Source organism: Paenibacillus sp. Paensp38 (genome assembly GCF_059491915.1).
The window spans coordinates 3,427,826-3,442,462 of sequence record NZ_CP168516.1 but is presented as its reverse complement, the minus strand read 5'-3'; the positions used below and the strand labels follow the sequence as shown (position 1 = coordinate 3,442,462).

At 42.3% G+C, this 14,637-nt stretch carries 15 protein-coding genes and 1 tRNA gene; 11 read left to right on the top strand and 5 right to left on the bottom strand.

Going from position 1 to position 14,637, the window contains the following annotated elements; genetic code table 11:
* The first annotated feature begins 95 nt into the window (after positions 1-95).
* From ACEN8J_RS15100 to ACEN8J_RS15075, 6 genes are all read left to right on the top strand, one after another.
* Positions 96-584, top strand: coding sequence for a HEAT repeat domain-containing protein (locus ACEN8J_RS15100; protein ID WP_495593645.1), 489 nt, complete (start codon positions 96-98; stop codon positions 582-584).
* Between the two features lie 27 nt (positions 585-611).
* Positions 612-1,259 carry a hypothetical protein gene (locus ACEN8J_RS15095; protein ID WP_165145010.1) on the top strand — a complete coding sequence of 216 codons (648 nt, stop codon included), beginning with the start codon at positions 612-614 and terminating at the stop codon, positions 1,257-1,259.
* 64 nt (positions 1,260-1,323) lie between these two features.
* Entirely contained in the window at positions 1,324-2,166 is an 843-nt protein-coding gene (locus ACEN8J_RS15090; RefSeq protein ID WP_495593644.1) for a barstar family protein, read from the top strand.
* Positions 2,166-2,300, top strand: coding sequence for a hypothetical protein (locus ACEN8J_RS15085; protein ID WP_274385797.1), 135 nt, complete (start codon positions 2,166-2,168; stop codon positions 2,298-2,300). Before ACEN8J_RS15090 ends, ACEN8J_RS15085 begins: the two co-directional genes overlap by 1 nt.
* 145 nt (positions 2,301-2,445) lie before the next feature.
* Positions 2,446-2,820, top strand: a complete 375-nt coding sequence (locus ACEN8J_RS15080; protein WP_165145016.1) for a hypothetical protein — start codon at positions 2,446-2,448, stop codon at positions 2,818-2,820.
* A gap of 196 nt (positions 2,821-3,016) precedes the next feature.
* Entirely contained in the window at positions 3,017-3,739 is a 723-nt protein-coding gene (locus tag ACEN8J_RS15075) for a hypothetical protein (protein ID WP_459760138.1), read from the top strand.
* 451 nt (positions 3,740-4,190) lie between these two features.
* Here the strand turns inward: ACEN8J_RS15075 and ACEN8J_RS15070 are convergent, their stop codons facing one another.
* Positions 4,191-4,403, bottom strand: a complete 213-nt coding sequence (locus tag ACEN8J_RS15070) for a helix-turn-helix domain-containing protein (protein ID WP_016820594.1) — start codon at positions 4,401-4,403, stop codon at positions 4,191-4,193.
* Positions 4,404-4,687: 284 nt separating this feature from the next.
* On the opposite strand from ACEN8J_RS15070, the gene ACEN8J_RS15065 reads away from it, so the two are divergent.
* A complete protein-coding gene (locus tag ACEN8J_RS15065; protein WP_029516457.1) occupies positions 4,688-5,092 on the top strand; it encodes a hypothetical protein in 405 nt (134 codons plus the stop codon).
* Between the two features lie 43 nt (positions 5,093-5,135).
* On the opposite strand, the gene ACEN8J_RS15060 is transcribed toward ACEN8J_RS15065, so the two are convergent.
* Positions 5,136-5,441, bottom strand: a complete 306-nt coding sequence (locus tag ACEN8J_RS15060; protein ID WP_029516458.1) for a hypothetical protein — start codon at positions 5,439-5,441, stop codon at positions 5,136-5,138.
* A 117-nt stretch (positions 5,442-5,558) separates the two neighbouring features.
* Here ACEN8J_RS15060 and ACEN8J_RS15055 point away from each other — a divergent pair.
* A tRNA-Pro gene (locus ACEN8J_RS15055) sits at positions 5,559-5,632 on the top strand.
* Between the two features lie 216 nt (positions 5,633-5,848).
* On the opposite strand, the gene ACEN8J_RS15050 is transcribed toward ACEN8J_RS15055, so the two are convergent.
* On the bottom strand, positions 5,849-7,120 hold the full coding sequence (locus ACEN8J_RS15050) for an MFS transporter (protein ID WP_029516459.1): 1,272 nt from the start codon (positions 7,118-7,120) through the stop codon (positions 5,849-5,851).
* A gap of 520 nt (positions 7,121-7,640) precedes the next feature.
* Here ACEN8J_RS15050 and ACEN8J_RS15045 point away from each other — a divergent pair.
* The 3 genes from ACEN8J_RS15045 to ACEN8J_RS15035 all read left to right on the top strand — a co-directional run bounded on the left by ACEN8J_RS15045 (position 7,641) and on the right by ACEN8J_RS15035 (position 12,506).
* Positions 7,641-10,532, top strand: coding sequence for a 2-oxoglutarate dehydrogenase E1 component (locus tag ACEN8J_RS15045; protein ID WP_029516460.1), 2,892 nt, complete (start codon positions 7,641-7,643; stop codon positions 10,530-10,532).
* Between the two features lie 5 nt (positions 10,533-10,537).
* Positions 10,538-11,836 carry a 2-oxoglutarate dehydrogenase complex dihydrolipoyllysine-residue succinyltransferase gene (gene odhB, locus ACEN8J_RS15040; RefSeq protein WP_495593642.1) on the top strand — a complete coding sequence of 433 codons (1,299 nt, stop codon included), beginning with the start codon at positions 10,538-10,540 and terminating at the stop codon, positions 11,834-11,836.
* 139 nt (positions 11,837-11,975) lie between these two features.
* Positions 11,976-12,506, top strand: a complete 531-nt coding sequence (locus ACEN8J_RS15035) for a YfiT family bacillithiol transferase (protein WP_029516462.1) — start codon at positions 11,976-11,978, stop codon at positions 12,504-12,506.
* 98 nt (positions 12,507-12,604) lie between these two features.
* On the opposite strand, the gene ACEN8J_RS15030 is transcribed toward ACEN8J_RS15035, so the two are convergent.
* Both ACEN8J_RS15030 and ACEN8J_RS15025 read right to left on the bottom strand, forming a co-directional pair.
* Complete coding sequence (locus ACEN8J_RS15030; protein WP_029516463.1) at positions 12,605-13,612, bottom strand: alpha/beta fold hydrolase; 1,008 nt, start codon at positions 13,610-13,612, stop codon at positions 12,605-12,607.
* Positions 13,613-13,637: 25 nt separating this feature from the next.
* Positions 13,638-14,612, bottom strand: coding sequence for a type I phosphomannose isomerase catalytic subunit (locus ACEN8J_RS15025; protein WP_495593641.1), 975 nt, complete (start codon positions 14,610-14,612; stop codon positions 13,638-13,640).
* Positions 14,613-14,637: the final 25 nt, after the last annotated feature.

Here is a 14,637-nt window from a genome sequence, read left to right as displayed (position 1 = left end):
AAAAGAGACATCAGATTGTTATCATATGTAAATTATTGAATTACATTTAAGACTGGATAGTTGCTATATATTGTAATAAAGTGGGCTGGTAAACTATGAACAGAATGCGTTTAGAAAAAGTCATAGAAAGTGGAGATTTAAAGGAAGCGGTAAAGATTATAGAGGATGTGGGTGAAAAGCTGGATCATACATTCACTCCAATATTATTGAGATATTTAGTAACGACGGATAGTGTATTGCTAAGAAATGTAATCGCCATTACGCTAGCTGATCTAGGAGACAGTGAAGCGGTGTTACCTCTTATCGACTTGTTAAAAAATCCAAAGACCAAGGGGAATAGAGGAACGCTGTTATATGCTTTAGAATTTTTTGACGTATCTACTTATGTTGTGATGTTGGTAGATTTACTGGATGATACCTTTGAAGCGAGTAGACAATCCTACCAACTGATAAGTACCGTGCAAGATAAAATCTCTGAGGCTCAAAAGGATATATGTAGACAAATGATAAGAAGAAAGCTGACCGATCATAAAAACAAATATAAGCGTGACTTTTTGCTGGAATCTTTAGAGCTTTTTACATGATTCTTTTATTAGAGAGGTTTGGTTGGAGTGGTAAAAAAAGCTGTTTTATTCGTGATCATCATTGTCATTGCATATATAGTTGTATCCATTACAACAGGAAGTCCAATTGAAAGAGTCAAATTTCGGAGCAACGTTACTGACTACCTACATAAAACATACACTATGAACTGGAAAATTGATTCAGTAGATTATGACCTTAAGAATGATAAATTTATAGCTAATGTGATCTCTGGATTAGGGATTTCTTTTTTGGTGGAAGAAGACTATTATGGGCAAATGATGGATGACTATGCCTCTTCTGTGTGGAGAGATGAGCTAAAAGAAGCTGTAACACAAAAAACAAAGCAAGTTACAGGATCAGATGCAGAAGTCATCGTAAATGTATCTAGTATGGGGCAGGATGCTTTAACCTACCATGACGAGGTTCCAAGCTATTCTATGGTTAGTCAAAAACTCTCCTCAGAAGCTTCAATTTGTATTAAAGGTAACTTTTCGGCCACTCACTATCTGCAAGAGATGTTGGAAATAAAGCAGTGGATTGTTGAAAAGAAGTATGATGCTTCGTTAACATTTAAGTCCGAGAAGGAAAAAATTTATTTTGCAATACCTACAGAAGATCTAAAAAAGATAAAAAGTGTAGAGGATCTCAATCCTTATAGGCTTCAAATTGATTAATTATTGGCTCTATTCCGAAATGCTAAATGCTACATTCCTTAAAACTATTGTGAGGAGATATGATATGAAATATAGATTTGCTGTCATTGACGATGAAAGTGGGCTCACGGTTGGTTATTGTAGAGATGTGGTTGGCTTAACGGGTGATATCATTGTCGAAACGTATGAAAAGGTTATTTTTGAACAATTTGTCTTTAATGAGGATTTCATAGGAAACATAATAAAGACAAAACAATCTGTACACAACTTGTACATTGCTATTTTAAATGATGAAGAAAAAGTGATTGGAAGCTATCATTATCACCTACCTGAATCCTACATAATCCATAAACTAAACTACAATAAAGGAAACTTCAATCTGGAGTTAACAGGTATACTTGAAACGAAGCCCTCCCCTGTGGAATTAAGATTATGGGAGTTTTTAAAGGGTGCTCAGTCGCTTGAAAATAATATATGGCAAGGCTTTTCTAAAGAAGAACGGTCCGGGTGGCTAAACGTGACTAGAATACATTCTGCATCTAATCATTTTGCTAGACTGGATAAACGAGGAGAAGTCTACACCTTGGACGGCGAATACATATCTGATTTTACAACAGTTTTCATAGCACTTGGTGAAGCGATTAATGGACCCGGAGGGTACTATGGATTTAGCTTGGACAGTATATCGGACTGTCTCTGTGGAGGTTTTGGAACAGTAGGACCGTTCACGATCCATTGGAAAAACGCACATTATTTCTTGGAAAGATTCGAGGAAGAATGGGATCAAGAAGAGAGATGTTATGGATTTTCACCACAGCAATATTTTACGGATCTTTTAACGATCTTAGTATCAGGTGGTGTTACCGTGAATTTTTTTTCGAATAAGATAGCAAAGCAAGAAGGGGATTTTGAAATGGATATAAATTAATGCAACCACCTTTTGACATGAAAGAATACTCTGAAATGAGTAAAAACGAAGGGAAAGAACATTTAGAAGCAGATGAACTTGTGGCAAATTCCTTAAAAGAAATTTTAATACGGGAAATGGAAAAAGAAATCTAACAAGAGATATTAATTACTTAAGGGGGAAAAAGGAGCAAGAGTGTTTTTTAGAATGAATAATGGCCAAATGAACATTTTGGCTAAGGCTAATATGGCTAAGTTATTGATATCATATATAAAGTTTACGGTAAATGAGGAGGCCCAAATGAAAGTGAAAAAAATTGTATATCCAACTTCACTATCTCAGATAGCAGATATTGAGGATGATAATATAGATGTATTTATTGAACTTGAAGATGGGACTAATATTTCTGTTGCTGTATGTACCCCAAAAAATCTAATTAGTTATATGACCAAAGAGAATATTAATTTTATTCCTGCATCGCCACCAGATATTATTGTGAAGTCATTAACAGAAGAAACTATTGAACAAGCTATTGAAAATTACGCTCAGGAGGATGCTTTCTGGCTAAAGTTGTTTTTTGTAGCTGGCGTTGATAAAACAGTCATAGATTTAGACAGAATTGATTTGTGCCTTAAAGAAATGAAAAGAATAAATCAGGAACTCTTGAACGATTAAAAATTAATTGTATAGTTATTTTGACCATATGGAGTATAAATCTCTATGAGGTTTCTTTTTAGCTCCTCATTCTGAAAATATATAATTAGGAGACAACATGCTCTAAGATGATCATTTGCTCGTTAAATTGAGAGTAGGAGGATTTTTTCCTGTTCCACGGATGCATGTTCCAATTATCTTGTAAGGAGAATATTTTGTGAAAATATCAAATATTATCAGAAAAACCATAGGGAACAAATTAGCTGCTTTGAACTTTACTTATGAGCATTTAAACAATACTTGGTTTTTTACAAGAGTAGTCAATGGATTTAAGGAAAAAATCCAAATCGATAAAAGTTATTGGACAGAGAATGCAATACGCATTACTTTTATGACTGAGTCCGAATCAGTGTATAGCTTTTATTTCATTGATGGATCAAAGATAGATAAATTCCATTACTATGAGGATGAAGAGTCATTACGAGATATATTTATCACCCTAGGAAAGATTATTGATGAGCATGCTCTAAAATGGTTTGAAGAGAATGTGCCTAAAGATACGCTTCCTCCTGCAAATTTTTTGGATAAAGGATGGTTTGAGAAGCTACAGAAATTTGTCGAGGTAAATAATCTGAACTTTAAAGATGAAAAGTCGCTAAAAACCATCGAAGCTTTGCTAAGTTCAGAACCGACGGAGGAAAACGTTCTGTTATCAAGCTATTTCTTAGGAGAATTTTTTATCCATACGTTAGATGGTGAGTGGTACTACGATCAAAATTATGGCCCTTCTATTAAAAATATAGGTGGAATTAGTAGTTTTAATAGAAGACCTTATAAAATCTCTAACAGTTTTGCTTCTAATCCTCAAAATAACTCAATTATTAATCACTATCAGGCCATTACTGGAACTGTAAAGAATCTTCAAGGTAATAGGAAATAATCAAATTAAATTGAGAGCAAAAACATGTTCCGATTTTTTATTCGGTCCAAGATGTTTCTTTAATAGTGAGTTTGCACTCCAATCACATGGATTGATTCTATGTGGTTTTTCTTTTCTATGGGTTTAAGAGGAGTTGAAACTGTATGGATTGTACAAGTTTATACAGGAAAAAAGGGTGAAATGAGAAAATATAAATGACCCAATGCTTTATTCGACATTTATAATATGTGGGAGAAATATATTTAAAGTGGCCTGATAGAAAGGGATTACATTGTTCAAATTTAATTGAGTGGAAGATCGGTAAAAAAGTATTTTGAATATTACACAAAGAACAGAGAGCCGTAAGAATGTTAACGGCTCTCTCTGGCAAGTATTCGATCAGTTCACTAGGGAGTACGCCGGTTCTAAACCTAATTGAAACAGTTTCCCATAACAAGAGAAGTCCATTTTACTAATTTGTATCATCCTCTACATACTCGATAACATCTTGAACATGGCAGTCTAGAGCTTTACAAATTTTATCTAGCGTATCAAATTTCACACCGTCTGTTTCTTCGTTGTAAAGTTTGGTGATTCCGTTTCTATGTAATCCAGTCATGCGAGAAAGCTCGGCAATATTTATTCGTTTTTCGCCCATAATACGGGAAAGATGAATCTTTATCATATTTTCCTCCAGATAAATGCACTCTATAGTGTTAAAAAAACCCATCAAAGTATTGACAATAAACACTATTCAATGTATTCTAGAAACAACAAAAATAACACTGTAATGTGCATTTGGTTTATTGAGATGTTATTTGTGAACGTCATAGTAATATGCTTATCGTATCAAAACGTTTTACAATTAGCAATTAATTATCGTTCAACAGCCTAGTTTGAAAAACTACCTGTAAAAGAGAGCATATTGGCAAATAAGAAACTTTGAACAAAGGAATGGAGCGAGGATGTATGACAGAATCGGTAATGGAATTGGAACGGGTATCCATGGTTCAGGGGCCGTATGATTACCCTCATATGTATGAGATATGCGAAGGGGTTCTTTATGACCGTCAATATTTCTTTTACCTCGAAAATGGCTTACTGTGTCGGCGCCATGTGAAGAAGGTGGAGCAGTCATATCATACGCATCTTTATCTGGATGGAGAGAGCGGAGGTCTGCAACTGGCAGCGGGTGTACAAGGGGAGCTTATGCAAGTTGTCACGGAGATCATCGAGCGCTTGCGCGCCAAGGATGGACTGACATTTTTATTCGATGAACTGCTGTGGCTACATGGTAGGGGCCCCATTGAATTAAACCTTTTCAATAAGAAGGATGAAGTGACCTTAGGTGGCAGACAATTTGCTACGAAATAAATGATTCTTATGCTTTATATCATGGAACTTGTCGAAATAAAGCTTATGATTTCACCGAATATATCAGTTGTTGACTGATGAAAATGAGCGGATTCCGAATCCATATGGTCAATTCCAGCATCACAGCATCGGCAGAAGGATTAAAGCCCCAATCACCTCCGAATAAAATGTTTTGCTGCTGCTCTAATATAGGAGACTGAGGTTCTTCCAAGCCATATTGTTCTTTGATTCTCTCTTTCGTTTCATGATCTATGACAAGGTTATCCTGTGCAAAGGTATAGCAGATAGGAACGCTTAACTGTATTAAAAGAAGTAATGCAATGGGGATAAGTAATTTTTTGCTTTGCATGGTTAGCTCCTATGATCTCTGTTTTTGACCTCTTAACGTGAAAATAATCCCTTTACAGGATTTTATGACCAGAATATAATAGTAAATAACAGCATCGATCTACATACACTGGGTTATCGGGGTATAGCGCAGCTAGGTAGCGCGCACCCTTGGGGTGGGTGAGGTCGTGGGTTCGAATCCCGCTACTCCGATTTCAATCAAAATGTCCTGCTGATGCAGCTAATGCGTCTGCCGGGCGTTTTTTTTTGAATATTACATACCCTATTAGTCTTTGTCTCTACTGGGTTTTGACGAGCTAGTCGTATGCAACGAATGTATGAAGCCACCTCTGAACTGGATTCGGAGGCAGAAGTGGCAACTCAACAATCGCTGGCGGAATGGTCTGCTGTATGACTTTTTTAATTTGCCTATAAAGATTCCTGAAGGGTCTTGGAAGAAGTACTGTAATCAGCATAACGGGGAAGCACAATAGTGTAGTATATTCCTACAATAACGGTACAGACCCCAACTAATAAAAACAGAATTTCAATTGAAATAAATGAAGGAAAGCTAACAGCAATGAAACCTAATGTAAGAGACTGGGACAGCATCATTAACGGATTAATCAAACCTTGCACACGTCCCATCATTTGAGGATCTACAATACGAGGAAGCCATCCTCCTATGCCGATGTTAATGAACGGAAGTATCAGTGCGATGACAAAGTTGATAATCAGGAAAGCGTAGATGTGGTTAACAAATCCAAGTGTGCACATACCCATTCCGGCTACCAGAACTCCCGCTGCAATCATTTGGTGTAGTTTTAGCTTGGCAGAGATGAGAGAAGCGATTAGGGTACCAAGCAACACACCAGCCCCAAAAATAATACCCGTCCATACCATATACTGCTCGTAATTGCCTGGAGCTAGCTTGTATTTAAGAATAAACATCGGTAAAACGCTAAAACCACCATTTAAAATACCGAACATAAAAAAGCCTGAAACCAACCAAAGCAATAGTCTGTTGCGTAATATGTAAAGAAACCCTTGTTTAAAATCGATCATGACAAGTTTGAATTTTAATTGTTTGAATTGATGTGCCCCGTTCGGAAGGCGTACTTCCTTTGGAATTTTGCAGGAACGAATAAGCAGTGCAGACACAATAAAAGAAACAGCATCAATTAGGATGGCTCCAGTAATTCCAAAGTGCCAGTAAACGACGGCCCCGAGAGTTCCTCCGAATAGCATGAAAAGACTCCCCATCATTTGATTGAGGCCTGCGGCAATGGTGTAATCATCTTCGCTTAATATTCCCTGTATAATGGCACTTTCGGCCGGGAAGAAAAATTTGGAGGCAGCACTACGGATGAACAGGAGGGCAAATATCAAAGGAATCGAATCGACCCAAATAAAAATAAGCAAACATAAGGATAAAAAAGCGCTGATCCAGTCACAATTAACAGCAATTTTTTGTCTGTCCATCCGATCTGCCAGCACTCCAACTACGAGAAATACTACCAGCATAGGAAGCGAATACATTAACTCGGCAAGCGTTGCATAATAAGGCTGATTTGTAAACCGTTTCAACAAATAAAACATGAATGCAGTAACCCCGATAATTCCTCCCATTTGTGAGGCGAAGGTTGCCAGAAAAAACCTGACATAATTCTTGTTTCTGAGTACTTGTTTTAGTCCAGTCACAGTTCCATCCCTTTCGCTTTCAAAGCGGTTTTTAGATGCCTAATTAAAATAATAGTGAAAAGTAGGAATATTGTACAGAAAAGTGACTTTAATGTCACTTTACGTTTGAATTTGCATCGTATCGGACCTTCTGCCTTTTAAATTCTGCTGTTGACGGTAATCATAGTGGGGTGGACTCGGAAGTTGCATTCAAACTCGTTTGGCGTTATGAGGTGCAACATAGACTAAATAACCAGCTGTCAGTTGATATTCGACGGCTGGTTATTTAAGTTGCCAGGTGTTTGATTACAGATTAGCCCGATTCATCTCATTTACGCATGGATATGTTGAGAAAAAGGAAATGCTCATAGCTAGAAAACTTTATACAATGGAAGAGGAATAAGAATTGTGAAATTCGACTTTTGATGAAGAATTTCATATAATGTGAGCATATTGTGAACAACTTAAATTGAAGATTAATAAAAAAATGAAAATGATTTCCGTCCAGCTATGAATTTCAAAATTTGACGGAGGGAACGAGATGACAATGGAAGAGAGCAGCAGACAGGTACCTTGGCAGGCGTATTACGGACCTAATCTAGGTTATGTGCAGGACCAGTATGAAAAGTATGTAGCGGACCCCGGAACGGTTGACCCGGCTTACCGCGAGCTATTTGATCAATGGGGTGAGCCGCCACAATCCGAATACTCGGCTGCTTCCATGATAGACAACAAATTGCAAGGCCCCCCCACAAGTGCTTTGGGGCATCTTGATTCGAATACATTACAGAAAGCGGTTACAGCGGGTAAAATGGTATGGAATATCCGTGAATACGGACATTTAGCTGCCCAAATCGATCCGCTGGAACTGGATGCAGAGCAGGATACACGCTTGCTTAATCCAGCATCTTACGGTTTAACTGAACAAGACTTGAAGGCTTTTCCAGCCTCTTTAATATGGGATAACGCTCCTGCGGGAACACTTAACGGATGGGAAGCCATTCAACGGTTACGTGTAGCATACACAGGTCCGATTGCCTATGAATTTAGTCATATTCATAACGAGGAGGAACGCCGCTGGCTGAACAGCTATGCAGAATCCGGCTGGTCCTCCAAGCCCCTCACCACACAGGAACGCAAGTCGTTGCTGAGCAGATTGGTAGAAGTAGAACAGTTCGAAGAGTTTTTGCATAAAACATTTGTCGGACAGAAACGTTTTTCCATCGAGGGTAATGATGTGCTTGTCCCTGTTCTCGATGAGATTATTCGTCTAACCACAAATGCAGGAGCAAGTCATGTCCTGATGGGCATGGCGCATCGCGGCCGTTTGAATGTACTGGCACATGTGCTGGGCAAGCCTTACAGTAAAATTTTCTCTGAATTTCATCATTCGCCGAATAAGGATTTGATCCCGTCGGAAGGTTCCACAGGAATTAACTACGGCTGGACTGGCGATGTGAAATATCATCTGGGTGCTGATCGTTTTGTAAAAGATGGGGGAGCGGTGCAGGCCCGTCTGACATTGGCGAATAACCCAAGTCACCTGGAATATGTGAATCCGGTGGTACAAGGATTTTCACGAGCTGCACAGGAAGACCGCAGTGAGGCTGGTTATCCGAAGCTGGATGTGAGCAAGGCAGCTACCATTATTATGCACGGTGATGCTGCTTTCCCAGGTGAAGGTATCGTGGCAGAATCACTTAATTTCACGAATTTGCGCGGCTTCCGCAATGGCGGTTCAGTTCATATTATTGTGAATAATCGTCTGGGCTTTACGACAGAGAGTGTTGATTCCCGTTCGACCCGTTATGCCAGTGATCTCGCTAAAGGCTATGAAATTCCAATTGTGCATGTGAACGCGGATAATCCCGAAGCTTGTATTGCAGCTGCTCGTATGGCTGGCGAATATCGCAATCGTTTCAAGAAGGATTTTCTGATTGATCTGATTGGTTACCGTCGTTATGGTCACAATGAATCCGATGACCCGGAAACAACACAACCGCTGGTATATCGTAAGGTGAAGAATCATCCGACGGTGAGCAAATTGTATACTCAAAAGCTGATGAAGCAGGGGATTGTGGACGAAGCGTTTAGTGCCGGCCTCATTGAGAAGGTGCAAAACAGACTGAAGGAAGCGCATGAGCAGGTGAAGAATCAACCGGAACAAGAGCCGGAGATTACTCCTGTGAAGGCGAAAAAGAATCAGAGTTCTGTGGTACGTACTGCAGTGGAATTGAAAAAACTGCGCCAAATCAATGAAAACTTACTCAAATGGCCACAGTCTTTTCACGTATATCCGAAGCTGGATCGAATTTTACAGCGTAGAAAAACCGCTCTGAACGAAGGTGAAAAGGTAGATTGGAGTTTGGCGGAGACGCTGGCTTTGGCTACCATTCTCGCAGACGGCAAGCCTATTCGTATGACAGGCCAAGATGCGGAGCGAGCTACATTTGCTCACCGTAACCTTGTGCTGCATGAGCCTGAAACAGGCCGTACACATTGCCCGTTGCATACATTGCCGGAAGCACGTGCTTCGTTCAGTATTCATAACAGTCCATTGTCTGAGGCATCTGTCCTTGGCTTTGAATATGGCTATAACGTGTATTCTCCTGAAACGTTAGTGATTTGGGAAGCACAATTCGGCGATTTTGCCAACTGTGCACAGGTTATTTTTGACCAATTTATTTCCGCAGGCCGTGCCAAATGGAGACAGAAATCGAGTCTGGTGATGCTGCTACCGCATGGTAGCGAAGGACAAGGACCAGAGCATACGAGCGCACGTCTGGAGCGTTTTCTCCAGTTGTCCGCACAAAATAACTGGACTGTCGCTAATTTGAGCAGTGCCTCCCAATATTTCCATCTGCTGCGCCGTCAGGCTGCATTAAGCGAAAGTGAGGAAGCCCGCCCGCTGGTGATGATGTCGCCGAAGAGCCTGATTCGTAATAATCGTGTCGCTTCGCCTGCTTCTGAATTTAGCGAAGGAGCATTCCGTCCTGTGTTGGAACAGCCTGGTCTTGGTGCACGTCCGGATCGTGTAGAACGCATTGTACTGTGCAGTGGCAAGATTGCCATTGATCTCGAAGAAGCATTGGAAAAGGATAAGAATGAGGCAGAAGAGCGTCTGCATATTATTCGTGTGGAGCAGTTATACCCTTTCCCGGAAGAGGAAATTCGGAATATTTTCGGTCGCTTCCCGCATGTTAAGGAGTTCGTATGGGCTCAGGAAGAACCTAAAAATATGGGGGCTTGGAGTTACATTGAACCTCGCCTGCGGAATGTTGTGCCACAGGGAGCGGAAATTCGTTACGCAGGCAGACCAGATCGTTCAAGCCCGGCCAGCGGTTATCAGCAAGTACACAGCCTAGAACAACAGCGAATTATTCAATCGGCGTTGAAGCAGGATTCCAAAAACAATATTACACTGGGGAGGTAGCGGCTGTGAGCGATATTATAGTGCCGGCAATGGGAGAATCCATCACGGAGGGAACAATCTCCAAATGGCTTGTGAAGGAAGGGGATTCCGTAGGACAGGGAGATGTTCTGCTGGAGTTGGAAACCGATAAGGTCAATCTGGAAATTAGTGCGGAAGAAGCAGGTGTGGTGCAGAAAATCCTTCGTCAGGAGGGAGATACTGTGGTCATTGGTGAAGCTGTTGGTCTGATCGGAAGCGGCAGTGGTAGTGCGGATTCAACCGGTGCTGGAGAAGTTGCAGCGACTCAAGCGCCTGAAGCACCGTCCGTAGCGACTTCACCGTCTTCCGTAGGAGGCGGCGTTAAAGTAGAAGAAAAGTCTGCACCGCCTATTTCATCGAATAGCGACGGAAATGGCCAGACGGCATCACCATCTGCACGGAAGTTAGCGCGTGAGCGCGGGATTGATCTTGAGCAGGTACAGGGAAAGGACCCGCTCGGACGTGTATTCCAGGAGGACGTAAAAACGCATAACAGCGCTGAAGTATCACATGCAGCATCTATACCTGCGTCTGCCGCTACTAGCAAGCCTGCGCCTCCGTCTCCAGCGCAAACGGAGTACAGCAAGCCTGTGGAACGCCAGCGCATGTCTCGTCGCAGAGCGACGATCGCTAAGCGTCTTGTTGAAGCACAGCAGACAGCTGCCATGCTGACCACTTTTAATGAAGTGGATATGACCGCCATTCTCGATGTGCGTAAACGCCGTAAAGATAAGTTTAAGGAAAAACATGATGTAGGCTTGGGTTTTATGTCCTTCTTTACAAAGGCAGTGGTTGGTGCTCTCAAGCGCTTCCCTACCGTGAATGCTGAAATTAATGGCGATGATATCGTACTGAAAAAATACTATGATATTGGGATTGCTGTATCTGCCAAGGAAGGTTTGGTTGTGCCAGTTGTGCGGGATGCCGATCGTCTTGGCTTTGCTGAGATTGAGAAGAGCATTGCAGATTTGGCTGGCAAAGCACGCTCCAATTCGCTTTCTCTGGCCGACTTGCAAGGAGGAACTTTTACCATAACCAATGGAGGTATTTTCGGTTCCCTGCTGTCTACGCCAATTCTCAATACGCCGCAAGTGGGGATTTTGGGAATGCATAAAATCCAACTTCGCCCGATTGCCATCGACGAGGAACGAATGGAAAATCGTCCGATGATGTATATCGCGTTGTCCTACGATCACCGGATTATTGATGGTAGTGAGGCAGTTCGTTTCCTGGTAACGGTCAAAGAATTGCTGGAAGATCCGGAATCATTGTTACTGGAAGGATAAAATAAATGGGGTAAGTGTATCTCCTCTTTACGTGTATGACAAAAGCAGACTCTTGCGAGTCTGCTTTTTTTCCTGCATAGTTATCACATAAGGCTACAGACATTACTGTCAGTAGATGTAGAGAAGGGCGGGAACTGTTTTGGACAAAGACTTGCGCTATCCGATAGGATCATTCGTTGTTCCAGACACCATTACAGAAGAACAGCTTATCGCATGGATTCACGACATTGCTGAATTGCCTGCACAGCTGCGTCTGGCGGTCGAAGGACTGAATGAGCAGCAGCTAAATACGCCTTATCGTGAAGGGGGCTGGACGATAAGGCAGGTAGTTCATCATGTGGCAGACAGCCATATGAACAGCTATATCCGTTTTAAACTGGCGCTGACGGAGGATACACCGACGATCAAGCCATATGATGAGGGACGTTGGGCCGAAATACCAGACGCCAGGGAACTTCCACTGGAGCCCTCGTTGCAATTGCTAGAAGGACTGCATGAACGGTGGGTGACCGTGTTGCGATCGTTGGGAGAGGATCAGCTACACCGATCGTTTATTCATCCTGAATCGGGCCAGACGATCCGCCTGGAACGAAACATCGGTATCTATGCCTGGCATGGCAAACATCACACAGCTCATATTACTTCCCTGAGAGAACGAAATGCATGGTGATTTTTAAAACTAACCCAAATGGAAAATAAAAAGGAATAAGAAAAGAAACCTTCAATCCCACTTTAATCGTGGTTTTAAAGGTTTCTTTTCTTATTTCCTCACAAGGCTGATGACTTGGACGAGGTTGATTGTTCAGGTTCATCGGAGGCTCCAGACAATGTGGAAACAGAGGTCACCTCTGTATTAACATGACGGTCGAGCCAGTCTACGATGTCACTCATCACCTCGTCGCGGTTTGTTTCATGAAGCATCTCATGGCGACCATCAGGATAGAGGCGATACTCTATGTCCTGAAGCTCTAGGCTTCGATACATTTCCACTAGTGACAACACGCCTTTACCGAACAAACCCACTGGATCACGATCCCCGGCAAAAATATAAACTGGCAGTTTGGGATTGATATGTTTCAGCGAGGAAGGCCAGTGGATTTCTTGCAATAGCCTGAAAAAATCCAGAAAAAAGCCTGTCGTGCAAATAGCTCCACATAATGGGTCGTGCACGAACTGATCTACTTCCTCAGGATCACGGGACAGCCAGTCGAACGCTGTGCGCACCGGACGAAAGGCACGATTAAAGCCTCCAAAGACCATAGCGTTGAGCAACATACTGCGATGATCCATTCCTTGCAGTTTGGCTTGCAGTAGAGCAACTTGCTCTCCGAGTTTTAGAAGACCACGTCTTCCGTTGGTTCCCGATAAAATAAACCCATGATACGTCTGCCGATCGTCATACATAATTTTCTGGGTTAAAAAGGACCCCATGCTGTGACCCAGCAAAAAACGAGACTGTTCAGGGAATTCCTTAGCCACAATTTCGCCTAGCTCCAGCATGCCATTTGCCATTCGATTAAACGCATCAGCTCCTGGCATACCCAGCTTATCAGGATCACCAGCCGTGCGCCCGTGACCGATATGATCGTTGGCATACACACCGTAACCGCAAGCAGTAAGCTTTTCGGCCAGTCGGATGTACCGATAGGACGTCTCGCACATACCATGCGAAATTTGAACAATCCCCTTAATGGGCAAATTCTGATCGGGCAGCCAGCGGTAGGCAAAAAGCTCTGTTCCATCATTTTCAGCGATGGTGAAGGTGTATTCCCGCATAATTAGACATCACATCCTTTAAGCCTTAAGGAAGATAAGATCTAAGTACGGTCATTCCGTCATTCAGCGTGTAACCGCTCAGGTTAGCGGGCAACAGGAAGCAATCTCCAGCTTTACAGGAAAGAGACTCGGTATTATTGTTCCATGTTATGGTCCCACTGCCTTCACAAATCACGAGAATGGTGAAGCTGTCTTCCGTTGTAGAAAGTGCCCAACTTCCATCTACGATACCCTTTTCCACAACAAAATACTCACAGGCTGCCAGCTGGAGCCATCTTCCAGGCTGTAAGCCGTCCGTTTTCATCGTTGTTGCGCCTGCACCTGCGTAGGAGGTTACATTGAGGGAATCCTCGATATGCAACTCACGAGGCTTGCCATCCAGTCCGGGGCGATTATAGTCATATAAGCGATAGGTAGTATCCGAATTTTGCTGGATTTCAGCAACGACAACGCCTGCACACAGTGCATGTACGGTTCCAGCGGGGATGAAGAATGTATCGCCTGCTTCGACTGGAACCTGGCGCAAACTGCCGAGGATGTCCCCACTTTCAAGAGCTGTACGCAGACTCTCGCGGGTTACACCTTCGGTCAGACCATAAATAATCTTGGCATCCGGCTTGGCATCAAGCACGTACCACATTTCAGTTTTTCCTAATTCTCCGGCTGGAAGTCCTTTGTAATCATCTGTCGGATGCACCTGAACGGATAAGTCATCATTACAATCCAGTAGTTTGATCAAAAGTGGGAATCGTCCGCCTTTTTCCGATACACCCTTGGCCCCGAGCCAATCTTGCCCGTAGGTCTCGCGAATTTCATCCAGTCCTTTGCCTGCCAGCTCACCATTGATGACCGTTGTTGTTCCGTTTGGATGATCGGCAATCATCCATCCTTCCCCGATATGTCCTTCTGGTGGGGTTAGACCAAATTGCTCTAAGGCCCGTCCTCCCCAAACTCTCTCTTTGAACTCAGGTTGAAATTGCAGCGGGTATGGCTTTAGCATAATTTCTCTCCTCCATAATGAGTAA

Coding starts and splice junctions, on each gene's coding strand:
- ACEN8J_RS15100 (WP_495593645.1), top strand. CDS start 96: ATGAACAGAATGCGTTTAGAAAAAGTCATAGAAAGTGGAGATTTAAAG.
- ACEN8J_RS15090 (WP_495593644.1), top strand. CDS start 1,324: ATGAAATATAGATTTGCTGTCATTGACGATGAAAGTGGGCTCACGGTT.
- ACEN8J_RS15085 (WP_274385797.1), top strand. CDS start 2,166: ATGCAACCACCTTTTGACATGAAAGAATACTCTGAAATGAGTAAAAAC.
- ACEN8J_RS15080 (WP_165145016.1), top strand. CDS start 2,446: ATGAAAGTGAAAAAAATTGTATATCCAACTTCACTATCTCAGATAGCA.
- ACEN8J_RS15070 (WP_016820594.1), bottom strand. CDS start 4,403: ATGATAAAGATTCATCTTTCCCGTATTATGGGCGAAAAACGAATAAAT.
- ACEN8J_RS15065 (WP_029516457.1), top strand. CDS start 4,688: ATGACAGAATCGGTAATGGAATTGGAACGGGTATCCATGGTTCAGGGG.
- ACEN8J_RS15060 (WP_029516458.1), bottom strand. CDS start 5,441: ATGCAAAGCAAAAAATTACTTATCCCCATTGCATTACTTCTTTTAATA.
- ACEN8J_RS15045 (WP_029516460.1), top strand. CDS start 7,641: ATGACAATGGAAGAGAGCAGCAGACAGGTACCTTGGCAGGCGTATTAC.
- ACEN8J_RS15030 (WP_029516463.1), bottom strand. CDS start 13,612: ATGCGGGAATACACCTTCACCATCGCTGAAAATGATGGAACAGAGCTT.
- ACEN8J_RS15025 (WP_495593641.1), bottom strand. CDS start 14,612: ATGCTAAAGCCATACCCGCTGCAATTTCAACCTGAGTTCAAAGAGAGA.